22 protein-coding genes are annotated in these 23,149 nt (G+C 62.9%); 13 read left to right on the top strand and 9 right to left on the bottom strand.

The features are described from left to right. The first annotated feature begins 155 nt into the window (after positions 1-155). Genes J3P94_RS13860 through phnE form a run of 4 tightly spaced genes read left to right on the top strand, consistent with a single transcriptional unit; the run spans position 156 to position 3,386 of the window. Positions 156-1,007, top strand: a complete 852-nt coding sequence (locus tag J3P94_RS13860; RefSeq protein ID WP_434568378.1) for a putative selenate ABC transporter substrate-binding protein — start codon at positions 156-158, stop codon at positions 1,005-1,007. Continuing rightward, positions 1,004-1,801, top strand: a complete 798-nt coding sequence (locus tag J3P94_RS13855; RefSeq protein WP_434568377.1) for a phosphonate ABC transporter ATP-binding protein — start codon at positions 1,004-1,006, stop codon at positions 1,799-1,801. Before J3P94_RS13860 ends, J3P94_RS13855 begins: the two co-directional genes overlap by 4 nt. Next, on the top strand, positions 1,795-2,622 hold the full coding sequence (locus tag J3P94_RS13850; RefSeq protein WP_434568376.1) for a PhnE/PtxC family ABC transporter permease: 828 nt from the start codon (positions 1,795-1,797) through the stop codon (positions 2,620-2,622). Before J3P94_RS13855 ends, J3P94_RS13850 begins: the two co-directional genes overlap by 7 nt. After that, a complete protein-coding gene (gene phnE, locus J3P94_RS13845; protein WP_434568375.1) occupies positions 2,619-3,386 on the top strand; it encodes a phosphonate ABC transporter, permease protein PhnE in 768 nt (255 codons plus the stop codon). Before J3P94_RS13850 ends, phnE begins: the two co-directional genes overlap by 4 nt. An 18-nt stretch (positions 3,387-3,404) precedes the next feature. Here phnE and J3P94_RS13840 read toward each other — a convergent pair whose 3' ends face one another. Further along, complete coding sequence (locus tag J3P94_RS13840) at positions 3,405-4,646, bottom strand: OprD family porin (protein WP_434568374.1); 1,242 nt, start codon at positions 4,644-4,646, stop codon at positions 3,405-3,407. A gap of 480 nt (positions 4,647-5,126) precedes the next feature. Here J3P94_RS13840 and J3P94_RS13835 point away from each other — a divergent pair, with 480 nt between their 5' ends. The 7 genes from J3P94_RS13835 (at position 5,127) to J3P94_RS13805 (ending at position 12,243) form a co-directional block, all read left to right on the top strand. Continuing rightward, on the top strand, positions 5,127-5,930 hold the full coding sequence (locus J3P94_RS13835; RefSeq protein WP_434568373.1) for a putative hydro-lyase: 804 nt from the start codon (positions 5,127-5,129) through the stop codon (positions 5,928-5,930). A 24-nt stretch (positions 5,931-5,954) separates the two neighbouring features. Continuing rightward, the gene (locus J3P94_RS13830; RefSeq protein WP_434568372.1) at positions 5,955-6,503 is read left to right on the top strand and encodes a hypothetical protein; all 549 of its coding nucleotides are present in this window, start codon (positions 5,955-5,957) and stop codon (positions 6,501-6,503) included. Between the two features lie 59 nt (positions 6,504-6,562). Then, positions 6,563-7,504, top strand: coding sequence for a LysR family transcriptional regulator (locus J3P94_RS13825; protein ID WP_434568371.1), 942 nt, complete (start codon positions 6,563-6,565; stop codon positions 7,502-7,504). Between the two features lie 87 nt (positions 7,505-7,591). Next, complete coding sequence (locus tag J3P94_RS13820; RefSeq protein ID WP_434568370.1) at positions 7,592-8,968, top strand: UDP-glucose dehydrogenase family protein; 1,377 nt, start codon at positions 7,592-7,594, stop codon at positions 8,966-8,968. Between the two features lie 172 nt (positions 8,969-9,140). After that, positions 9,141-9,848 (top strand): HPP family protein, encoded by a 708-nt coding sequence (locus tag J3P94_RS13815; RefSeq protein ID WP_434568369.1) that lies wholly within the window; start codon positions 9,141-9,143, stop codon positions 9,846-9,848. Positions 9,849-9,982: 134 nt separating this feature from the next. Further along, positions 9,983-11,089, top strand: coding sequence for an enoyl-CoA hydratase/isomerase family protein (locus tag J3P94_RS13810; RefSeq protein ID WP_434568368.1), 1,107 nt, complete (start codon positions 9,983-9,985; stop codon positions 11,087-11,089). A 2-nt stretch (positions 11,090-11,091) separates the two neighbouring features. Continuing rightward, positions 11,092-12,243, top strand: coding sequence for an acyl-CoA dehydrogenase family protein (locus tag J3P94_RS13805; RefSeq protein WP_434568367.1), 1,152 nt, complete (start codon positions 11,092-11,094; stop codon positions 12,241-12,243). Between the two features lie 123 nt (positions 12,244-12,366). Here J3P94_RS13805 and J3P94_RS13800 read toward each other — a convergent pair whose 3' ends face one another. The 7 genes from J3P94_RS13800 to pssA form a co-directional block, all read right to left on the bottom strand. Next, the gene (locus J3P94_RS13800) at positions 12,367-13,140 is read right to left on the bottom strand and encodes an enoyl-CoA hydratase (protein WP_434568366.1); all 774 of its coding nucleotides are present in this window, start codon (positions 13,138-13,140) and stop codon (positions 12,367-12,369) included. 13 nt (positions 13,141-13,153) lie between these two features. After that, positions 13,154-14,281 (bottom strand): acyl-CoA dehydrogenase, encoded by a 1,128-nt coding sequence (locus tag J3P94_RS13795; RefSeq protein ID WP_434568365.1) that lies wholly within the window; start codon positions 14,279-14,281, stop codon positions 13,154-13,156. A gap of 9 nt (positions 14,282-14,290) precedes the next feature. After that, on the bottom strand, positions 14,291-15,478 hold the full coding sequence (locus tag J3P94_RS13790; protein WP_434568364.1) for an acetyl-CoA C-acyltransferase: 1,188 nt from the start codon (positions 15,476-15,478) through the stop codon (positions 14,291-14,293). A gap of 10 nt (positions 15,479-15,488) precedes the next feature. Beyond that, positions 15,489-16,250, bottom strand: a complete 762-nt coding sequence (locus J3P94_RS13785) for an SDR family NAD(P)-dependent oxidoreductase (protein ID WP_434568363.1) — start codon at positions 16,248-16,250, stop codon at positions 15,489-15,491. A gap of 16 nt (positions 16,251-16,266) precedes the next feature. Further along, positions 16,267-17,931 carry an AMP-binding protein gene (locus J3P94_RS13780; RefSeq protein WP_434568362.1) on the bottom strand — a complete coding sequence of 555 codons (1,665 nt, stop codon included), beginning with the start codon at positions 17,929-17,931 and terminating at the stop codon, positions 16,267-16,269. 251 nt (positions 17,932-18,182) lie between these two features. Then, positions 18,183-19,199 (bottom strand): AraC family transcriptional regulator, encoded by a 1,017-nt coding sequence (locus J3P94_RS13775; RefSeq protein WP_434568361.1) that lies wholly within the window; start codon positions 19,197-19,199, stop codon positions 18,183-18,185. A gap of 11 nt (positions 19,200-19,210) precedes the next feature. After that, entirely contained in the window at positions 19,211-20,554 is a 1,344-nt protein-coding gene (pssA, locus tag J3P94_RS13770) for a CDP-diacylglycerol--serine O-phosphatidyltransferase (protein ID WP_434568360.1), read from the bottom strand. 124 nt (positions 20,555-20,678) lie between these two features. On the opposite strand from pssA, the gene J3P94_RS13765 reads away from it, so the two are divergent. Continuing rightward, positions 20,679-21,245 (top strand): TetR/AcrR family transcriptional regulator, encoded by a 567-nt coding sequence (locus J3P94_RS13765; RefSeq protein ID WP_434568359.1) that lies wholly within the window; start codon positions 20,679-20,681, stop codon positions 21,243-21,245. A gap of 92 nt (positions 21,246-21,337) precedes the next feature. Continuing rightward, entirely contained in the window at positions 21,338-21,817 is a 480-nt protein-coding gene (locus tag J3P94_RS13760; protein WP_434568358.1) for a DUF1348 family protein, read from the top strand. A gap of 100 nt (positions 21,818-21,917) precedes the next feature. On the opposite strand, the gene J3P94_RS13755 is transcribed toward J3P94_RS13760, so the two are convergent. Next, positions 21,918-22,988, bottom strand: a complete 1,071-nt coding sequence (locus J3P94_RS13755) for a M42 family metallopeptidase (RefSeq protein ID WP_434568357.1) — start codon at positions 22,986-22,988, stop codon at positions 21,918-21,920. Positions 22,989-23,149 lie beyond the last annotated feature (161 nt).

Raw genomic sequence — 23,149 nt, 5'->3', positions numbered from 1 at the left:
ATCCCCGCATCGAAACGGGCCAGGATTTACCTGGTCGGCAGAAACGATCAAGATTGCACCTGTTCGTCTACCCTCACAATGCGCCAGGCCAACGCGGCTCCTCAAAGCGTGCCTGGCGCTTGAACACTCACGCCCCACATGCACCGGAGATTTACATGCTCAAGCGTACCCTGGCACTGGCCGTCGGTTTGACCCTGTCCCTGAGCTCCCTTCTGACGCAGGCGGCCGATACCTTGAAGGTCAGCGCGATTCCCGATGAAGCGCCGACCGAACTGCTGCGCAAGTTCAAGCCGCTGGGGGCGTACCTGGAGCAAAAAATCGGCATGAAAGTCGAGTTCGTACCGGTGAGCGATTACCCCGCCGTGGTCGAGGCGCTGGCAACCGACCGGATCGACCTGGCCTGGCTGGGCGGTTTCACCTTCGTGCAGGCTCGCCTGAAGACGGGGAACGCCATTCCGCTGGTGCAGCGCGAACAGGATGCCCAGTTCACCAGTAAATTCATCAGCGCCGACCCTGCGGTCAAATCCCTGGCCGACCTCAAGGGCAAAAGCTTTGCCTTCGGTTCGATCTCTTCCACCTCCGGCAGCCTGATGCCGCGTTATTTCATGCTCAAGGACGGCATCAAGCCGGAAACCTATTTCAGCCGCGTCGGCTACTCGGGCGCCCATGATGCGACGGCCGCCTGGGTCCAGGCGGGCAAGGTCGATGCCGGCGTGCTCAACGCCAGCGTCTGGGACAAACTGGTGGCGGCCGGCAAGGTCGACACCAGCAAGGTCAAGGTGTTCGCGACTACCCCGGCCTACTTCGATTACAACTGGACCGTGCGCGGCACGCTCGACCCGGCACTGGCTGCCAAGATCAAGGCGGCGTTCCTGGACCTCGATCCGGCGAACCCGAAGGACAAGGAAATCCTTGATCTGCAAGCCGCCAGCCGCTTCATCGAGACCAAGCCCGAGAACTACAAAGGCATCGAAGAAGCCGCACGCGCCGCCGAACTGCTGAAATGACATTACGTCTGACCCGAGCCAGCGTCATCCACACCAACGGTGCGCAGGCGCTGCGTGGCGTGGATCTGCACATTGGCGCGGGGGAACAGGTCGCCATCATCGGCCCGTCCGGCGCGGGCAAGTCGAGCCTGCTCAACGTGCTCGCAACCGCCCTGCGGCCGGGCGCTGGCGAGGTGCAGGTACTGGGCGAGCCAGTCTGGCAATTGTCCGCGCGCCGGCGTCAGCGTCTGCGCGCGCGCATCGGCCTGGTCCACCAGGCGCCTCCCCTGCCGCCGCGCCAACGGGTGGTCACCGCAGTGCTGGCCGGCAAGCTCGGCCAGTGGGGCCTGGGCAAGAGCCTGCTGAACCTGCTGCACCCGCTGGACATTCCCGGGGCTCGGGCGGCGTTGGCCCGGCTGGACCTGGGCGACAAGCTGTTCGCGCAATGCCAGCAGTTGTCCGGCGGGCAGTTGCAACGTGTCGGCATTGCCCGCGTGTTGTACCAGGCGCCCGAGGTATTGCTTGCGGACGAGCCGGTATCGGCGATGGACCCGGTGTTGGCCGAGCACACACTTGCGGTGCTCTGCCAGCATGCCCGGGAGCACCGCGTGACCCTGGTCACCAGCCTGCACGCGGTGGAGCTGGCGCTGGCGCATTTTTCCCGGATCATCGGTCTGCGTGACGGACAGATTCTGTTCGACTTGCCGACCGAAGCGGTCGACCGCCAACTGCTCGACACGCTTTATGCCAACGAGCAATTGGAGTCCATGTCGAGCCCTCCACTCCCTACGAGCGTGCAGATTCCGCGATGCTGAAGCGTGACGCCCGGGACCCTGCCACCCGCCCTCGCCTGCTCCTGACCCTGTTGGCCCTGGCCCTGCTGTGGCCGGGTATTCGGTTCAGCGAGGTCGACCTCGGCGTGCTGCTGGCCAGCGACAGCCAGAGTGAGATGGGCCGGTTCGTCGCGGCGTTCTGGCCACCGGCCCATGACGAGACGTTTGTCGACCTGCTGCTGCAAGCCACCCTGCAGACACTGGCGATTGCCACCGCCGGCATGGCCCTGGCGCTGCTGGTGGCGGTCCCCGCGAGCCTGCTGGCCAGCCGCGCATTGTCCTTGTCGGCCGCCTACCGCTCCGGCAGGCCTGGCAATCTCGGCCAATGGTTGCGTTGGCCGATACGCAGCCTGTTGATCTTCCTGCGCAGCGTGCCGGAAATCGTCTGGGCCTTGCTCTTCGTGCGCGCTGTCGGCCTGGGTCCGACGGCCGGGGTGCTGGCGATCGCCATCACGTACAGCGGCATGCTGGGCAAGGTCTATGCGGAAATCTTCGAATCGGTCGACCAGCGCCCGGCACACGCATTGATGCAGGCCGGCAGCGGCCGGCTCGCGGCGTTCTGCTACGGGATCCTGCCCAACGTCGCCGCCGAGCTGCTGTCGTACACCGTGTACCGCTGGGAATGCGCCATCCGCGCGTCAGTGGTGATGGGTTTTGTCGGCGCGGGTGGCCTGGGCCAGCAGATGGACCTGTCGTTGCGCATGTTCGCCGGCGGTGAAGTGGCCAGCCTGCTGCTGACCTTCCTGGTGCTGGTGATGTTCGCCGATCAGCTCAGCCGCCTGCTGCGCTGGAGACTGGCATGAATCGGCTGTTCAACGTGCTGTTGCTGCTGGGCATTTGTGCGGCGGTCGTCGCTTCGTTCGGCTATCTGGGCATCGACCTGGGCGCGTTGGGTGACAGCGCGAGCCTCAAGCAGATGGCCGCTTATGCGCAACGCTTCCTCAGTCCGGACCTGAGCCCGGCGTACCTCAAGGCGATCGGCCACGGCGCGCTGGAAACCATCGCCATGTCCGCCATCGGCACATTGCTCGCGGCGGTGCTGGGGCTGGCACTAGCACTGCCGGCCGCCGGGCGCCTTGGCTGGCCGTTGCAAAGCGTCTCGCGCCTGGTGTTGAACGCGTTGCGCGCGGTTCCGGAACTGGTGTGGGCGGCGCTGATGGTGTTTGCCGCCGGGCTCGGCCCCAATGCCGGTACGCTGGCGCTGACCCTGCACACCATCGGCGTGCTCGGCCGGCTGTTCGCCGAGGCGCTGGAAAACACCCCGTCGCAGCCCGCCGATGCGATCCGTTTGCAAGGTGGCAGCGCGCTCGCGGCTTTCTGCTACGGCACCCTGCCCAACCTGATGCCGCAGCTGCTCGCCTACACCCTCTACCGCTGGGAGAACAACATTCGTATGGCCAGTGTGCTGGGCTTCGTCGGCGCCGGCGGCCTGGGCCAGATGCTCTATGTCAGCCTCAGCCTGTTCCAGGAAGCCCAAGGCAGCACGGTGATCCTGGCCATGCTGTTGCTGGTCTTCATAGTCGATACCCTGAGCAGTTGGAGCCGCCAGCGCTGGGTCAAGGCCTGACGGCCGCCCGGCGCGCCGTCACCACAGCGCCATCGAGTAACTGACGATCAGGCGATTTTCGTCCAGGTCATTGCCGAAGTTCGAGCGCACCGAGGCATTGCGCCATTTGAGCCCCAGCCCCTTCAACGTGCCGTCCTGGATCACATAGGCGATATCGCTGTTGCGCTCCCATTCCTTGCCTTCACCCGGCGCGCTGCGTTGCACGTTGTCGCCACTGATGTAGCGGGTCATGAACGTCAGTCCCGGCACGCCGAGGCCGGCAAAGTTGTAGTCGTAACGGGCCTGCCAGGAGCGCTCGTCGACATTGGCGAAATCACCGATCTGGACGAAGTTGACCAGATACGGATCGCTGCGCGAGATGTAGGGAAATGGGTCGTCGCCGCTCATGCGCTGGTAACCCAGGCCCAGCGCGTGCCCATCGAGGCTATAGGTGAACATCGCGCCGAACGCCTGGTTGTCGATAGCGCGGAAGCTGCCGTCCTCGGTGCTGCGGGAATAACGCACGTCGCTTTTCAATGATTGGCCCGCGCCCAGGTCCAGGCTATGGACCAAGCCCAGGTAGTTCTGCTGATAGATGTCCTCCAGTTTGCCGTAGCGGTATTGCGCCGTTAGATTCGGCAGGAACTGGTAGTCCGCTCCGGCGAACTGGAAGCGGTCGCTGATGCCTCCAATGCGGTTGGCCGTCATGTCCTGATAGTCGGTGGAGTCGACGAAGTTGATTTGTGTAAGCTGCCCGGCAGTCAGCTTCAGACGGTCGATTTCCTGCACGCTCAAAAGCCCGCCCTTGAAGGTCCCGGGGAGCAGGCGCGTATCGTTGGAATTGACCACCGGGTCCTTGATTTGCAGGGTGCCCACTTTCAGGGTGCTGTTGGACAAGCGTGCCTTCGCGGTCAGGCCAAGTTCGCCGTAGCGGTCCTGGGACCCCCCGGACGAGTCCGCCGGCAACAGATTGGTGCCTGCCGTGCCGCCGCCCGAATCCAGTTTGAAACCGGCCATGGCCAACGCGTCCAGCCCGAAACCCAAGGTCCCGGCGGTGTAGCCCGACTCGATGCGCAACAGAAAGCCTTGCGCCCACTCCTCGGCCTTGTCCCGCGCGCCCTCCTGCCGAAAATCGCGGTTGAAGTAGAAGTTGCGGGCTTCCAGGCTGGCCTTGCTGTCGCTGATGAAATCGGCGTGAGCACTCGACGCGCTCATCAGACCGAGGCCAAGCAAGGTGCCCACGGGTTTACGGTTGAAGTGATTAGCGATGAAACGGTGCATGGCGTGCTCCTTTTTTATGGGCGCGAGTGTTCCCGTCGGGGACGGCTGGCGCGCCTCGCTTATTGTTTGGGGCAGTGTCTTGAACGTCGCCCATGGAGGCGGCGTGACGTTCTCGCAAGAGAGACGATGAACCCGTGGCGAGGGAGCTTGCTCCCGCTGGGCTGCGCAGCAGACCCATTTTATGAACGCTTCGCGCTCAAGCGGGAGCAAGCTCCCTCGCCACGGGATATCAATCGTTCAAGCGAACAACATTGACGTCGGGGCAGATTCTTCCCACCGGCGCCGGACAGCGTCAAACGGGAAAAAAGCCGGCTCGGGCATAAGAAAATCTGATGCATGCCGGGTCGCAGCTGGTCTGACTTCGCTGCCTCGAGCGTCGGATAACTTTTTGTTGTCAGGGGGTACCAGTTTTCCTTGTTGGACGCCGTCGTCCGGGGCTTCTACAAAGGAGCTCTAACAAAAAACCAATGGAGATCCCAGATGCCGCCGTCCGCCCTGACATTCGAACAACTGCAGCAGTGTTCACCCCAGGCCTTGCGCCAGAACATCGCGGCCGGCCGCTACCATGGCCATACCAGCGGCCTGGGCCAGGGCCGGGTGCAAGCCAACATCGTGATCCTGCCGGGAGACTGGGCCGACGAGTTCCTGCGCTACTGCACGCTCAACCGTCAGGCGTGTCCGGTCCTGGACGTGAGCGAACCGGGGGATCCGTTCCTGCGCAACCTCGGCGCGCCCATCGATATCCGCCACGAAGTGCCGCGCTATCGGGTCTTTCGTCACGGCGAGTTGAGCGAAGAGCCGATGGACATCGAACACCTGTGGCAGGACGACATGGTGACCTTCGCTCTCGGCTGCTCGTTCTCGTTCGAGCAACCCCTGCTGGAGGCCGGTATACGCCTGAGACACATCGACCTGGGGCGCAACGTTGCCATGTTCCGCACCAACATCGACACGCGCCCCACCGCGCGCCTGTCTGGCAAAATGGTCGTGAGCATGCGCCCGATGAAGGCCGCCGCGGCGATCCAGGCGATCCAGATCACCGGACGCATGCCCAGCGTCCATGGCGCCCCGGTCCACATCGGTGATCCGTCGTTGATCGGCATTCATTCTTTGGACACGCCGGACTATGGCGACGCGGTGCCGGTGCAAGCCGACGAGATCCCGGTGTTCTGGGCCTGTGGCGTGACGCCGCAATCGGTGGTGCAGGCTTCGCGACCGCCGCTGTGCATCACTCACGCGCCGGGTTGTATGCTGGTGACCGACGTCTTGAACAGCGCGTTGTGATACCCGACCTGAAATGGAGATCTGATGAACAGCCCGCAGCGATCAATCGAACATTACATCCGCGCCAAGGACGGCAACCGCCCTCACCTGCTGGATCAGGCCTTCATCCAGGACGCAGTCCTGGACATGGTGGTCCGCACCGGCTCCATCGCCTTCCCGGAGCATGTCGCAGGTCGTGGCGCGATCGGTGACGTGCTGGTAAGCCGGTTCAACCAGGCGTTCGAAAACGTCTACACGTTCTGCCTGGGCAACCCTCCTCATGCCAACGTCCGCACCTACGAGTGCAAATGGTTGGTCGCGATGTCGGATAAACACAGCGGTGAGGTCAGGGTCGGTTGTGGCCGCTACGACTGGCGATTCAGCTCCGAGTACGGGCTGTCCGAGGGGCTCACGATAACCATCGAACACATGAAGACCCTGCCGGCAGCCGAGCTTACGGAAGTCATGGCCTGGGTGTCGGGTCTGGAATATCCGTGGTGCGACGCCGCTGCGGTCCTCGGCGAGGTGCCGGATTCAAGGGCGCTTGAAGACGTGGTCCAATACCTCTCGTCCAGGGATTGCAGGACCGGTTGATCACCAGCGCTCCCGGACAATCCAACACCTTGCCCCGCCCGTTTCAGGAGCCGCCGCCCATGAATATCAAGTTTCTGGAAACCTTCGTCTGGGTCGCCCGCCTGAAGAGCTTTCGCCTCACGGCGGAAAAGCTGTTCACCACCCAGGCGTCGATTTCCAGCCGGATTGCAGCCCTGGAAGACGAGTTGGGCGTGCGTCTGTTCGTGCGTGATTCCAAGGGCGTGTCATTGACTTCCGAAGGCCAGCGGGTGCTGGAGTACGCCGAGCGCATCATGGACACCATGCACAGCATGAAAGCCGTGATCAAGGACCCGCGCCAGGTACGCGGGCGGATTCGCATCGGCGCGATGGACACGGTGATCCATACCTGGCTCAGCCCGTTGGTCACGCGCCTGATGGAGTGTTACCCGGCGCTGGAAATCGAACTGTCGGCCGACACCGCGAGCAACCTGTGCACGCAACTGGAGAAAGGCTACCAGGACATCATTTTCCAGACCGACATCCTGCGCCTCGACAGCGTACGCAATGCGCTCCTGACGCGTTACCCGATGCACTGGGTGGTACGCACCGGCTCATCCTATGACCGCCACTATGCATCGCTGGACGAACTGTCCCAGGAGCGCATCGTGACCTTCTCGCGCAACTCCCGGCCCCACCAGGATCTCCTGAACATGCTGCACTCGGCCAACATCGTCTCGCCGCGGATCAATTGCGTGAACTCCGCCTCGGCGATCACCCGCCTGGTTCGTGACGGCTTTGGTATCGGCGCCATGCCGGCGGCGCTGGTGGTAGGCGAATTGAACCAGGGCAGCTTGACGCTGGTGGACGGCGTGCCGCTGCCGTCGGTGATGGACATCGTCGCCAGTTGGCGGACCGGCGCGGGCATGGAGCGGGTCGAAGACATCGTCAGCCTGACGCGGGAGGTGGTGGACGACTACGTGGGGCAACTGCCGGCGCCGTACCGGTTGGTGGTAAGCGAGGCCCCGTTTAACTGTCAGTGAACTGCAACATCCCGGACTTATTCTCGGATGAGCACGCCGCGGCGAACCGCTGCCGGCGCCCGCTCGGGATGGTCCAGGGAGTCCGCCATGAAAATCAGTGTGTTCGGCAGTGGTTACGTTGGATTGGTGCAAGCCGTCGTGTTGGCCGAGGTCGGTCATGACGTGGTGTGCATGGACATCGATGAGCAGAAGATCGAGCTCTTGCGTCAGGGCCAGGTGAGCATTTTCGAACCGGGCCTGGCGACGTTGGTGCGCGAGGGGCTGGAAGCCGGGCGTTTGCGCTTTACCTGTGATGAACAGGTTGCGGTGCAGCATGGGCAGGTCCTGTTTATTGCCGTGGGAACACCCTCCAGGGAGGACGGCTCGGCGGATCTGCGCCAAGTCCTCGCCGTTGGTGAGGCGGTCGCCCGCCATCGCGAACAGCCAATTGTTGTCGTGGAGAAGTCCACCGTGCCGGTGGGCACCGGCGACATCCTGCGGGCGCACATCGATCGATGCCTGCTCAAGGCAGGGCGCTTGCTGCAGTTCGATATTGTCTCCAACCCCGAGTTTCTCAAGGAAGGCTCGGCGGTCGCCGATTGCCGCCGCCCGGATCGCATCGTGATCGGCTGCGAGCGTGAGGAGGTACGCGAAACCATGCGCGACCTGTATGCGCCGTTCAACCGCAACCACGACCGTATCCTGTTCATGGACGTGCGCAGCGCTGAGCTGACCAAATACGCCGCCAACGGCATGCTGGCGACCAAGATCAGCTTCATCAACCAGATCGCCGAACTGGCCGAACACCTCGGCGCCGATATCGAGTCGGTGCGCCAGGGTATCGGCGCCGACTCGCGCATCGGCTATCACTTCATCTACCCAGGCTGCGGCTACGGCGGTTCATGTTTCCCCAAGGACATGCGCGCCTTGATCCACACGGCCGAGCAGGCGCGTTGCTCCAGCGATCTGCTGCAAGCGGTGGAAACCATCAACCAGCGGCAGAAACACAAGTTGTTCGAACGCATCCAGGCCTTCTACCAGGGTGACCTGCGGGGCAAGACCTTTGCACTGTGGGGCCTGGCCTTCAAGCCCAACACCGACGACATGCGCGACGCGCCCAGTCGCACCCTGTTGGAAGCGCTGTGGTCCGCCGGGGCCAGCGTCCGGGCGTTTGATCCGGAGGCCATGCAACAGACCCAGCTGCTCTATCCCAATGAAGCGAAACTGATGCTCATGGGCACACCGGAATCGGTGCTGGCCGGGGCCGACGCGTTGATCATCTGCACCGAATGGCAGTCGTTCAAGGCGCCGGACTTCCAGTTGATCCAGCAACGCCTCAAGGCGCCGGTGATTTTTGACGGGCGCAACCTCTACGACCCGGATCGCATGGCCGACAAAGGCTTCAGCTATTTCCCGATGGGCCGGGGGCAATCCTGCGAATTACCCATCGCGCAGCCGTCGTGGCCGCGAGCCAGAAGTGCTTGAAGGCATAGCTTCAAAATAAATGCACTCAACCAGCATTAATATGAATTTGTAAGCGGGGTTGGCGAGCGGCACACTGTGCATCGTTCCTCCCCCAATTGTTGGAACACTTAAAGGGCTTTCAGGGATTCTCCCGTAAGCCCCTTTTTTTGTTCGTTTTTTGGATGTTCGCTTGATGCTTGCTCGCTGGTTCCCCGCTGCTATCAATACCCGCCCCACCGAATGGAGTCGCGCCGCCATCGGCATGGCCCTTGGAACAATGTTCAGTGTCTGGCTCTGTGGCCAGGTATTCGGTCTTGAAGTGGCGCAACACCTGATCGGCCCGCTCGGCGCCTCGGCCGTGCTGTTGTTTGCGGTGTCATCGGGTGCCCTGGCCCAACCCTGGTCGATCTTCGGTGGTTATCTGTGCGCATCGGTCGTGGCGTTGCTGGTCGCCCATGTGCTCGGCCGCACGCTGGGTAGCGCATGCCTGGCGGCCGGCATGGCGCTGGTGTTGATGTGCTGGTTGCGTTGCCTGCATCCACCGGCCGGCGCCCTGGCGGCAACGCTGGTGCTGGCGGACGCAACCATCGTCGCCCTCGACTGGCAGGCGCTTGGCGCCGCCATGCTGGCCGGCTCCGGCCTGCTCGTCTTCGCGCTGGCCTACAACAACCTCACGCGGGTGCGCTATCCCAAGCGTGCCAGCGAGCCGGTAGCGGTGATTCCCGCCGACCATCCCCCCGTCGATCGCCAGGCGATCACCGCCGAAGACTTGAAACTTGCGCTTGAGGAAATGGAAGCATTCTTCGACGTAACCCCCGAAGATCTCGAACAATTGATCCACGCCAGCGAGCGGCATGCCAAGCGTCGCAGCATCACCGAGGTGCTGTCGGGTCGCGGCTGAGCCTGTGGCTGCTATAAATATGCAGACAGGACCTGCACGTATCCCGGTTGTGCAATGCAAATTTGCGCTGTTACGATCCCGACCGGGTACGCGCTTAAAAATTTATAAAGAACAATAAAAGCAGGGAGTTAGCGATGACAGTTCAGGTTTCATCCCAAGCTGCGGGCAGCATCGAAACCGCGCCTTACGAGGTGTTGGTCGAGGTCCGCAACCACATCGGCCACCTGACCCTGAACCGCCCCGCCGGCCTGAACGCCCTGACCCTGGGCATGGTGCGCAGCTTGCAGCAGCAACTCGATAGCTGGGCCACCGATTCGCAGATCCGCGCCGTTGTCTTGCGCGGTGCCGGTGACAAGGCGTTTTGTGCGGGCGGTGATATCCGCTCGCTGTACGACAGCCACAAGCAGGGCGACACCCTGCACGAAGATTTCTTCGTCGAGGAATACGCCCTCGACCTGACTATCCACCATTACCGCAAACCGATCCTCGCCTTGATGGACGGCTTCGTGCTGGGCGGCGGCATGGGTCTGGTGCAAGGCGCCGACCTGCGGGTGGTGACCGAGCGCAGCCGACTGGGCATGCCGGAAGTCGGCATTGGTTATTTCCCGGATGTCGGTGGCAGCTATTTCCTGCCGCGCATTCCCGGTGAACTGGGTATCTACCTGGGCGTCAGCGGGGTGCAGATCCGCGCCGCCGACGCTTTGTACTGCGGGCTGGCCGACTGGTATCTCGACAGCCAGAAAATCACCCAGCTCGATGAACGTCTCGACCGCCTGGACTGGCGCGATTCACCGCTCAAGGACCTGCAAAGCCTGCTGGCGAAAATGGCGGTCCAACAGTTGCCTGCCCCGCCCCTGGCCGAATTGCGGCCGGCCATCGATCATTTCTTCGCCCTGCCGGATGTACCGAGCATGGTCGAGCAGTTGCGCCAGGTCACGGTCGCCAACAGCCACGAGTGGGCACTGAAGACCGCCGAGCTGCTGGAAACCCGCTCGCCCCTGGCGATGGCGGTGACCCTCGAAATGCTGCGACGCGGCCGGCACCTGAGCCTGGAAGACTGTTTTGCCCTGGAGCTGCACCTGGACCGGCAATGGTTCGCGCGCGGCGACCTGATCGAAGGCGTACGTGCCCTGCTGATCGATAAAGACAAGAACCCGCGCTGGAACCCACCGACCCTGGAGGCGCTGGACGCCGACCATGTGGCGAGTTTCTTCGACGGCTTCGACTACCACGGGAATTGAACATGCACGACCTTGAGCTGACCGAAGAACAAGTGATGATCCGCGACATGGCCCGTGATTTCGCCCGCGGTGAAATCGCGCCCCACGCCCAGGCCTGGGAAAAAGCCGGCTGGATCGACGATGGGCTGGTGGCAAAAATGGGCGAACTGGGCCTGCTGGGCATGGTGGTGCCCGAGGAATGGGGCGGTACCTATGTCGACTACGTGGCCTACGCCCTGGCGGTGGAGGAAATCTCGGCAGGTGACGGTGCTACTGGAGCACTGATGAGCATCCACAACTCCGTGGGTTGCGGGCCGGTACTCAATTTCGGCAGCGATGAGCAGAAACAGACCTGGCTGGCGGATCTCGCCAGCGGCCAGACCATCGGCTGCTTCTGCCTGACCGAACCACAGGCCGGCTCCGAGGCACACAACCTGCGTACGCGGGCGGAACTGAAAGATGGTCAATGGGTTATCAATGGCGCGAAGCAGTTCGTCAGCAATGGCAAGCGCGCCAAGCTGGCGATCGTGTTTGCCGTGACGGATGCGGACCTTGGCAAAAAAGGCATTTCGGCGTTCCTGGTGCCCACCGACACGCCCGGTTTCATCGTTGACCGCACCGAACACAAGATGGGTATTCGAGCCTCGGATACCTGTGCCGTCACGCTGAGCAACTGCACCATTCCCGAAGCCAACCTGCTGGGCGCACGGGGCAAAGGCCTGGCCATCGCCCTGTCCAACCTCGAAGGCGGGCGCATCGGCATCGCCGCCCAGGCCCTGGGCATCGCCCGCGCGGCATTCGAAGCGGCCCTGGCCTATTCCCGGGATCGGGTGCAGTTCGACAAACCGATCATCGAACACCAGAGCATCGCCAATCTGCTGGCCGACATGCACACCCGCCTGAACGCCGCCCGCCTGCTGATCCTGCATGCCGCGCGGCTGCGCAGCGCCGGCAAGCCATGCCTGTCGGAGGCGTCGCAAGCCAAGCTGTTCGCCTCGGAAATGGCCGAGAAGGTCTGCTCCTCGGCGATTCAGATCCATGGCGGGTATGGCTATCTTGAGGATTACCCGGTGGAGCGCTACTACCGCGACGCGCGGATCACCCAGATCTACGAAGGGTCGAGCGAGATTCAGCGGATGGTGATTGCTCGGGAGCTCAGGCACTACCTGGTGTAACGCCAGAAGCTTCGCGAGCAAGCTCGCTCCCACAGTGGATCGGCGGGGTACGCAACATCTGTGTACGCCGCCAAACCCTGTGGGAGCGAGCTTGCTCGCGATGGCGTCAGTGGTGACGTCGCATTACTTGTCCTGAAACTCCGCCGCGCGTTTGGCCACGAACGCCGCCATGCCTTCTTTCTGATCCAGCGTGGCGAACGCCGCGTGGAATACCCGGCGCTCAAAACGCACGCCCTCGGACAGGCTGACTTCGAAGGCGCGGTTGACGCTCTCCTTGACCATCATGCTGATGGGCACCGATTTGGAGGCGATCAAGGCCGCGGTTTTCAGGGCCTCTTCCAGCAACTCGTCAGCCGGAACGATGCGCGCCACGATGCCGCAACGCTCGGCTTCCACCGCGTCGATGAAGCGCCCGGTCAGGCACATTTCCATGGCCTTGGCCTTGCCCACCGCACGGGTCAGGCGTTGGGTGCCGCCCATGCCCGGCAGCACGCCGAGATTGATTTCCGGCTGACCGAACCTGGCGTTGTCACCGGCCAGGATGAAGTCGCACATCAGGGCCAGTTCGCAGCCGCCGCCCAAGGCAAAACCGTTCACCGCCGCGATGATCGGCTTGCGGCGATTGGCAACCCGGTCGCTGTCGCTGAACAGATCGTCCAGGTAGATCTGCGGATAGGTCAGTTCGGCCATCTCCTTGATATCGGCGCCAGCGGCAAAGGCTTTTTTCGAGCCGGTCAGGACGATGCAGCCGATCTTCGGATCCGCCTCCAGGCGGTCCAGTGCCTGGTTGAGCTCGCTGACGATCTGCACATTCAGGGCGTTCAGCGCCTGGGGACGGTTGAGAGTGATCAGGCCAACACGGTCCTTGATCTCCAATAAAATCGTTTCGTAGCTCATGCGGGACTCCTGTTCAAAGGTTGCGCGAAATGACCATGCGCTGAATGTCGCTGGTGCCTTCGTAGATCTGACAGACCCGCACGTCGCGGTAGATGCGCTCCAGCGGGAAATCGTTGAGGTAACCGTAGCCACCGAGGGTTTGCAAGGCCATGGAGCAGACCTTCTCGGCCATTTCCGAGGCGAACAGCTTGGCCATGGACGCTTCGACCAGCGCCGGCTGGCCGGCATCGCGCAGCGCGGCGGCGTAGTGCACCATCTGCCGCGCCACGGCGATCTGGGTCGCCATGTCGGCAAGGCGGAACGCCACGGCCTGATGCTCAATGATCGGCTTGCCAAAGCTCTGGCGCTCACGGGCATAGTCGCGAGCGGCTTCGAACGCCGCGCGGGCCATGCCCACCGACTGCGCCGCGATGCCGACTCGCCCGCCTTCGAGGTTCGCCAGGGCGATCCTGTAGCCGTCACCCTCCTCCCCGAGACGATTGGCCACCGGCACCTTCACATCCTCGAAAAGGATCTGGCAGGTATCGGAAGCATGCTGGCCGAGTTTGTCCTCGACCCGCGCGACGCTGTAGCCCGGCGAATCGGTGGGCACAATGAACGCACTGATGCCACGCTTGCCGGCGCTCGGGTCGGTGACAGCAAACACGATCACCACCCCGGCGTTCTGCCCGGACGTGATGAACTGTTTGCACCCGTTGAGCACGTAATGATCGCCATCCAGCCGCGCCCGCGTCTTCAGGCTGCTGGCGTCGGAGCCAGCCTGGGGCTCGGTCAGGGCGAAGGCGCCGAGCATCGCGCCACTGGCCAGCGGCGTGAGGAAACGGGTCTTTTGCTCGTCGGTGCCGAACTTGAGGATCGGCACGCAGCCCACCGAGTTGTGCACGCTCATGATCGTCGAGCAGGCACCGTCGCCGGCAGCGATTTCCTCCAGGGTCATCGCATAGGCCAGGTAACCGGTGTCACAGCCGCCCCACTGCTCCGGCACCAGCATGCCGAAGAAGCCCAGTTCGGCCATTTCAGCGATGGCCTCCTTGGGGAAGCGGTGCTCACGGTCCCATTCGGCGGCGAACGGCTTCAAGCGCTCCTGGGCGAATTGCCGGGCCATGTCGCGGATCTGGGTCTGTTCATCAGTGGCAAGCATTGTGATTCCTCAGTACAGGCATTCAACGGCCATGGCCGTGGCTTCGCCGCCGCCGATGCAGATCGCCGCGACACCGCGCTTGAGGCCTTTCTGGCGCAGGGCCGAGAGCAGCGTCACGAGGATCCGCGCGCCGGATGCGCCGATCGGGTGGCCCAGGGCACAGGCGCCGCCGTGGACGTTGACCTTGTCATGGGGGATTTCCAGCTTGTCCATCGTCACCAGGCCGACCACGGCGAAAGCTTCGTTGACTTCGAACAGATCGACGTCGCCCAGCGACCAGCCGGTCTTGCCCATCAGTTTTTTCACCGCACCAATCGGTGCCGTGGGAAACAGGCCCGGGGCGTCGGCGAACGCGGCGTGGCCGTGAATTACCGCAAGCGGTTTCAGACCGCGCTGCTGCGCCTGGCTCTGGCGCATCAGCACCAGGGCGGCGGCGCCATCGGAAATCGAGCTGGCGTTGGCCGCCGTCACCGTACCACCGTCGCGGAACGCCGGCTTGAGCGTGGCGATCTTGTCGATCCGCGCCTTGGGCGGCTGCTCGTCGTGACGGATGGTGACCTGTTCCTTGCCGACCATGACCTGCACCGGCACGATCTCGGCGTCGAAGCTGCCGTCCTTGATCGCCTGCTGGGCACGGGTGGTGGACGCGATGGCGAAGGCATCCTGGGCTTCACGGCTGTAGCCGTTGGTCTCGGCGCAGTCTTCGGCGAAAGTGCCCATCAGGCGGCCCTTGTCGTAGGCGTCTTCGAGGCCGTCGAGGAACATATGGTCGAGCACCTTGCCATGGCCCATGCGCAAGCCGCTGCGGGCACGATCGAGCAGATACGGCGCGTTGGACATGCTTTCCATACCGCCAGCCACCACCACTTCGGCGCTGCCGGCGACGAGCATGTCGTGGGCGAGGATCGCCGCTTCCATGCCTGAACCGCACATCTTGTTGAGGGTGGTGCAGCGGGTCGACTTGTCGAGCCCGGCGCCCAGCGCCGCCTGGCGTGCCGGTGCCTGGCCCTGGCCTGCGGCAAGCACGCAACCGAACAGCACTTCTTCAACCGCCTGCGGCGAAATGCCGGCCCGCTCCACGGCGGCCTTGATGGCGGCAGCACCCAGCTGCGGCGCGCTGAGGCTTTTCAGTTCGCCCTGGAAGCCGCCCATCGGGGTGCGGACGGCGCTGACAATGACAATCGGATCGTTGGACATGATAAATCCTCTATTTGGCGGCCATGCGCAAGGCTCCGTCGAGACGGATCACCTCGCCGTTGAGCATGCTGTTTTCAATGATATGCCGGACCAGCGCGGCGTACTCGGCGGGTTTGCCCAGGCGCGGCGGGAACGGCACGCCGGCGGCCAGGGAGTCACGTACTTCCGGCGTCATGCCGGCCATCATCGGCGTTTCGAAGATCCCTGGCGCGATAGTCATCACGCGGATACCGAAGCGTGCCAGTTCACGGGCGGCTGGCAGCGTCAGGCTGGCAATCGCGCCCTTGGACGCCGCGTAGGCAGCCTGGCCGATCTGACCGTCGAAGGCTGCTACCGAGGCGGTATTGATGATCACGCCGCGTTCGCCGTCGGCGTTGGCCTCGGTTTCGGCAATGGCCGCTGCAGCCAGGCGCAGCAGATTGAAGCTGCCGATCAGGTTGACGTTGATCACCTGACTGAAACTGGCGAGCGCATGAGGGCCGTTCTTGCCGAGGATCTTCTCGCCGCGCACGATGCCGGCGCAATTGACCAGGCCATTCAAGCCACCGAACGCATCCACCGTGGACTTGACTGCTGCTTCGGCTGCCGCTTCGTCGCTGATGTCGGCGACCACGCTCCGGCAACCGAGCTTTTGCGCCTGGGCGGCCACCGCATCGGCGTTGAGGTCGACCAGCATCACCTTGGCGCCGGCCTTGACGAGCATTTCGCCGGTGGCCGCGCCGAGGCCGGAAGCACCGCCGCTGACGAGAAAAATCTTGTTGTCGATCTGCATCATGGTTTCCTTGGATTCAAGCTGAAACGTTCTGCGCCAAGGCCTCTTGAGCCTTGGCGATCTCCTGGTTGCGCAAGATAAAGCGCTGCAACTTACCGCTGGGGGTCTTCGGCAAGTCGCTGACAAATTCAATTTCACGGGGGTACGCATGGGCCGCCAGGCGCTTGCGCACATGCTGGCGCAATTCTTCGGCCAGCTCCGGCGCTGCGCGGTACTGAGCGCTGAGCACCACAAAAGCTTTCACCAGCTCGGTGCGCTCAGGGTCGGGTTTGCCGATGACCGCGGCTTCCACCACGGCCGGGTGCTCGATCAGCGCGCTTTCCACGTCGAACGGGCCAACGCGATAGCCGGACGTGGTGATCACGTCATCGCTGCGGCCGACGAAGCTGATGCTGCCGTCGGGGTTGGATTCGACGGTATCGCCACTCAAGTAATAATCGCCGACAAACGCCTTGGTCGGCCCGCCTTCGTAACCGGCGAACCAGCACATCGGCGACTGGCTGCGATCGACGGCAAGGATGCCTGGCTGCCCTACCCCCAACTCCCGTTGATCTTCATCCAGCACCACGATGCGGTGGCCCGGCGAGGCAAAACCGGCCGCGCCCAAATGCACCGGGTGGTCGAGGCCGTGGTGGTTGCACAGCACCATGCCCAGCTCGGTCTGGCCGTAATGGTCATGGATCACCACGTTCAGGTTGTCGGCAAACCAGCGGATCACTTCCGGATTCAGCGGCTCGCCGGCGCTGCTGACGATGCGCAGCTTGCCCTTGATCGAGCGGGCGAACTGCTCGCCGCCAGCGATCAGCAAACGGTAGGCCGTTGGTGAGCCCGCCAGGTTGCTGATGCCGTATTTGTTGATCACCCGGCAGGTGCTTTCCAACGTGAAGGGACCATCGTAGAAGGTGATCGGATGCCCCAGCGCCAGAGGCCCGGTCACGCCGAAATAGATGCCGTAGGCCCAGCCCGGGTCAGCGACGTTCCAGAACGCGTCTTCGGGACGCAAATCCACGGCGTCACGCATGTAGCTCTGGAACGCGACGATGGCCTTGAGCGGAACCGACAGCGCCTTTGCCGGCCCGGTGGTGCCGGAGGTGAACATCAGCAGGAACGGATCTTCGCCGGTCAGCATCAGCGGTTCGCACTGGTCGGAATGGTTGGCCAGTTCGGCCCAGAAACTGTAGTCGCCGCGGACGATGCCCTGGCCCTTCGCCCCGCCGACCGTAACGATGGTGGGGCACCCGAGCACTTCGTTGAGCTTGGGCCGGTTGCTGGCGTCGGTGACCACCACACGCGCGCCGGAGCTGCCGAGGCGGTGCTCGATGGCCTTGGGTCCGAATGCGGTGAACAGGGGCTGGTAAACCGCGCCGATACGCCAGGTGGCGAGCACCACGATCAGCAGTTCGGCGTTGCGCGGCAGCAGGCCGGCGACCTTGTCACCCTTGCCAACACCTTGGGCGCGCAGGAAGTTGGCGAAACGCGCGGCGTTGTCCTGCAGGTCACGGTAAGTCCACGTCGCATCGCTGCCGTCACGCCCCTCCCAAAACAAGGCAATGCGCCCCGGCAAGGCATGCCGGTCGCAACATTCCACGCAGGCATTAAGCGCCTCGAGCGAACCGTGCAAAGCGGCATTGGCGGTGTGCAGGTAATCGAACTGCGACGTGGCGGACGAATAATTGCGCATGACCAGAATCCCTCTGTACTTTTTATTGGTGGGGGAACCGTGAATAGCAGGGAAATACTCGCGCCGAAGGGGCTGCGGGGCAATGGTCAAAGCTTTCAAGTTGCTTGACTGGTTTGGCCATGGTTCGGGGGGTGTGTTGTCAGTGAGGTCCCTCTTCGCGAGCAGGCTCGCTCCCACATTGAAAATTGACCGTCCCATGTGGGAGCGAGCCTGCTCGCGAAGAGGGCAGCCCAGTCAACCAGGAATCCGGATCAGTCAGCCTCGTTGAGAATCAGGCTGCGATAGTGCCCCGGATTGGACCCGGACCACTTGCGAAACGCCTTGTAGAACGAGCTGGCATCGGCAAAACCCAGCCGCGCGGCGATTTCGACGAAGCTGATGGAGGGCTCGGCCAGCCAGGCGATCGCCAGTTCCTTGCGCACGCTGTCTTTCAGGCCTTGGTAAGTCTGGCCCTCATCCGCCAGGCGGCGGCGCAGGGTCGATGCGGAAACGCAGAGTTGTTGAGCCAGGGCCTCGGTTTCCGGCCATTGCTCGGCGGGCAGCTGGCGCAGATCATGGCGGATACGGCTGGCGAGGCTTTGCGGGTCGCGGTATTTGACCAGGATGTTCGCCGGGGCCTGGGCCAGGAAGCGCTTGAGCTCCTCCGGACTGCGGCGGATGGGCAGGTCCAGGCAGTCGGCGGAGAAGATCATCCGCGTACGGGGCCGGTCGAAGCGCAGGTTCTGCGAGAACATCACGCGATAGTCATCGCAGAAATCCGGCGCCGGGCAACGCAACTCGACGGACAGGATTGGAATGCGCCGCCCGGCGAGCCAGCAGGCCACGCCATGGACGATCATCCAATAGGTGAAATAGGTAAAGGCCCGGCGCGGGTCCTGGTCGTCTTCGAGCAGGACGATTTCCGCCAGGCTTTGCTGGCGAACCCACTGCGCCGGCAGGTGTTCAAGCATCAAGGAGAGGAAACCCAGCCCCGCCGTCAACCCGGTCGCCAACGTCGGCTGGGCCATGGCGCACTGGCACAGGAAGGCCAGGCTGCCGGACTTGAGCTTGCGCGGGTCCATGCCGAAGAACTCGTCATCCAGCCGCCTTGCCAGCAGGCGCCAGAGTCGCGCATAGGCATGGGCCGGCACGCGCGCCTGGGGCTCGTCGAGCCATGCGGGGTCGATACCGACCTTGCTCAGGACTTCTTCGGTGGCGGCTCCAGGGGCGCAGCTTTGCAGCAGCGCCTCGCGCACCAGCTGGATGGAGATGGTGTCTTTTTCCGACATGGCGCGGCGGTTCACAGGATCCGGTAAAGCAGTCGCTCTATTCGCACCCGGCTGACCCGTTTCAGAAACTTGCTCACCGCGGCGGGATAGTCCGGCAGGGTCTCCAGGTCCAGGTAGCGTTCGATCCGCCGGGTGTGTTGATAGATCCGCTCCAGTTCAGCCTGCCGCGGCCCCAGCAACTCCCCTTTGGGATCGTCGAGCAACAGGGCATTTTCCAGATCCAGGCGAAACGCCCGCGGGTTGAGGTTGTTGCCGGTGAGCAAGGTGTAGCGCTCGTCGACCCACATGCCTTTGAGGTGGTAGGTGTTATCACCGTCGCGCCACAAACGCAGGTTCAACTGCCCGCTGTCGATGTAGCGCTGATGCCGCTTGGCAAAGCGGCGCAGGCTGATCTCGTACAGATAGGGCAACGCCGCAATGATCTTGAACGGCTCGCTGGGCGGGATATAAAAATCGTTGGCGGTCTTGTCGCCGACGATGATGTCGATCCGTACCCCGCGCGCCAGGGCACGGTTGATGTCCCGGGTCACGGCCAGCGGCAGGTTGAAATAGGGCGTGCAGATGGTCAGTTGCTGACGGCTGCTGGCGATCAGCTCGCTGATCACCTTGCTCAGCGGATTATTCTTGCCGACGCCCAGCAGCGGGCTCACCGACAGCCCGTCCTTGTCGAGGCTGCCAGCCGTGGTGTCATAGGTTGCATATTTGAGGCGGCTGCGCAGGTCCCCAATGTCCTTGCGCAAGCTGCGGGTGCTGGGCAGGTTCGGCAGGTCAAGGCGATGCACCGCCCTGGATGCGATCAGGCCATGTTGCACCAGATGATGCATCGAATCGGCCAGCGCGCTGTTCTGCAGCAGGTGATATCGGTCGTAGCGGTATTTTTCGAACTTGTGCAGATAGACGTTGTTCAGGCTCGCGCCGCTGTAGAGCACACAATCATCGATCACAAAGCCTTTCAAGTGCAGCACGCCGAACAGCTCGCGAGTCTGCACCGGCACGCCGTAGATCGGCACTTCGCTGTCATGGACGCGGGTCTGCTGCTGGTACCACGCCGAGTTGCCCGGCTGCTTCTTGGCGCCGATCAGGCCGCGCTGGGCCCGTAGCCAGTCCACCACCACGGCGATGTCCAGCTCGGGCCGCGCGGCTTTGGCGGCATGCAAGGCGTCAAGAATTTCCTGGCCAGCCTCGTCCTCTTGCAAGTAGAGCGCGACGATGTAGATGCGCTGGGTCGCCTGGGCAATTTTCTCCAGCAGGCAACGGCGAAACTCGGCGGCGCCGTCGAGGATGGTCACAGCCTCGGCGGTGAGTGGAAAGCTGCGCAGCTTGGGCAGCAGGGAGCGTTTGAAAAGCGACGGCATAGGGCTCGCAAAAGGTCGAATCCGAAGAACGGATGAGCTTACACCATGACGCGCGGGTTTGGGCCTCCCCTTCGCGACGAAAAAACATTTGACCAAGGAGAACGATCGTTCTACTGTTCGATCCATGAACGAAATCACTAGCAATGAAACACGCGACATCATCCTCGATGTCGCCGAAAAGTTGATCTACAAAAGTGGCATCGCCGCCACCGGCATGGATCTCCTGGTGAAAACCGCCGGCGTCTCGAGGAAAAGCATCTACCGCTACTTCGCCAACAAGGAGGACCTGGTTGTCGCCGCCCTCAAGCGCCGCGATGAACGCTGGATGCACTGGTTCAGCAGCGAAGTGGACAAGGCGCCGACGCCGCTCGCGCGGTTGCTGAGCCTGTTTCCGGTGCTCAAGGGCTGGTTTGACAGCGAAGGTTTTCGCGGTTGCGCCTTCATCAATACCAGCGGCGAAACCGGCGACCCGCAGGACCCGGTCCGCCAGGTGGCAAAGATGCACAAGCAGAAGCTGCTCGACTATGTAACCCGCCTGTGCAGCGATCAAGGCATCGAGCAACCGCAAGTGCTGGCGGGGAAGCTGCTTATCCTGATCGATGGGGCCATCACCGTTGCACTGGTCATGGGCGATCACAATGCAGCCGATCAGGCACAGCACGTTCTGAAAACCCTGCTGGCTATCGAATAAGCAACACGCGTATCGCAAGACCGTCGTTGAGACAGACTGCCGTTGAGACAGGCAATAGTGCAATTCATCCTTCATTTATCGGGAGATTAACCATGTCGTCCTCTGCTGAAGTTCGCCCGCCGCTGCCGCCGTTCAGCCGTGAAACAGCGATCGAGAAAGTTCGCCTGGCCGAAGACGGCTGGAACTCTCGCGATCCGCAGAAGGTATCGCTGGCCTACACCCTCGACACCCAGTGGCGTAACCGCGCCGAGTTCGTCCATAGCCGGGAAGAAGCCAAGGCCTTCCTGGCCCGTAAATGGGCCAAGGAGCTGGATTACCGGCTGATCAAGGAACTCTGGGCGTTCACCGACAACCGCATCGCCGTGCGTTACGCCTATGAATGGCACGACGACTCAGGCAACTGGTTCCGCTCCTACGGCAACGAAAACTGGGAGTTCGACGAGAACGGCTTGATGTGCAATCGCTACGCCTGCATCAACGACCTGCCGATCAAGGAAAGCGAGCGTAAATTCCATTGGCCGCTAGGTCGTCGTCCGGATGATCATCCGGGGCTGTCCGAATTGGGGCTGTAACACCCGTTCTTGTGGGAGCGAGCCTGCTCGCGAAGGGGCCATCATCGGCTGTCAAACCGCTTTCGCGAGCAGGCTCGCTCCCACAGGGATTTTTGGCGTGTCAGTTGTGGCCGCGATCCAGCAGGAATTCCAGCAACGTTACCGCGCAGGCCTCGATACTTCCTTCCAGGATCAGCTCGTAACCGTGGGTGTTTTCAGTCGGGATGGCAATGCAGCCACCCTGGGCCGACACGCCGCTGCTCATGATCGCGCTGGCGTCACTGGCAAAATCCACCAGCAGCGCGAACTGAGGCGTCAACCCGCGACGTTTGCCGGCCTGGTACAGCTGGTCGACGATCTCGCGGTTGTAGCAACCGTTTTTATCGCCAGTGTTGATGATCGGATCGACGCTCAGTCGGGTAGCGTATTCGGAAATGATCGGGCCCACTTCAACCGCTACCGTGGCATCCCCCGGCAGATGGCTGGCGGCATAAAGCGCACCGGCATTGGATTCTTCCTCTTGCGTGGTGAAGACGAAATAAACGTCGTTTGCCAGTTCTTCGCGGCGCTCAGCCAATAACCTTGCGGCTTGCAGTGTCGCGACCATCGGCGCGCGGTCGTCGAGGAAATGCGCCGCGATGGCATCGCCGACCCGGAACGGACGTCGCCAATGCTGGCTCAGCACTACCCGGGTACCGGGCCGCACGCCGTGCGCTTGCAGCTGCTCACCGGAGCACCGGGTGATCACATGGACATCGCCCCAATTGACGTTCCCCGACAGCACATCGGCGCCCTGATGGGTTTCACCGGTGCTGTGCATCGACCCGAACGACAGCACGCCGGGAATGAAATCCCGGTCGCCGAGAATGTCCACCGGGCATACCCCGAAATTGATCGGATTGGCGCCGCCCAGGGCCACCACGCGCAACGTGCCGTCCGGCTCGATGCGTTTGACCAGCATGGCGATTTCGTCCAGGTGCGCCATGATCCGGATAGGCTGGTTCGCCTTGCCGCTCGGGCGTGTGCCCTTGATCAGGCCAATGACATTACCGGCCGGGTCGACCCAACTCTCATCGCAATGCGGTTCCAGTTCCCGTCGGCAGATGTCGCGCACTTCATGCTCCTGCCCGCCGGGCCCACGGGCCATCAGCAATTCTTCCAGCAGCGGTAAGGTGGACGGATCGGGTTGCATACGATGGGTTCTCCTTTTTCCGGGAGCGGCCCAGTTGTCGGAGCGAGCCGCGACGTGTTTGTCTTCTTGAGCCCTTCCGGCGCTGAAAAATTTGATCGGATCGCGGCAAAACAGACGAGCGGACCCGATTCAGACGCGGACAAGCGGCCCCCCTGGAGGGT

Source organism: Pseudomonas sp. Z3-8 (assembly GCF_051131975.1).
In the GTDB taxonomy this organism is placed as follows: domain Bacteria; phylum Pseudomonadota; class Gammaproteobacteria; order Pseudomonadales; family Pseudomonadaceae; genus Aquipseudomonas.
Note: the sequence above shows the minus strand (reverse complement) of the source record. Positions and strands in the feature narration are given on the sequence as shown.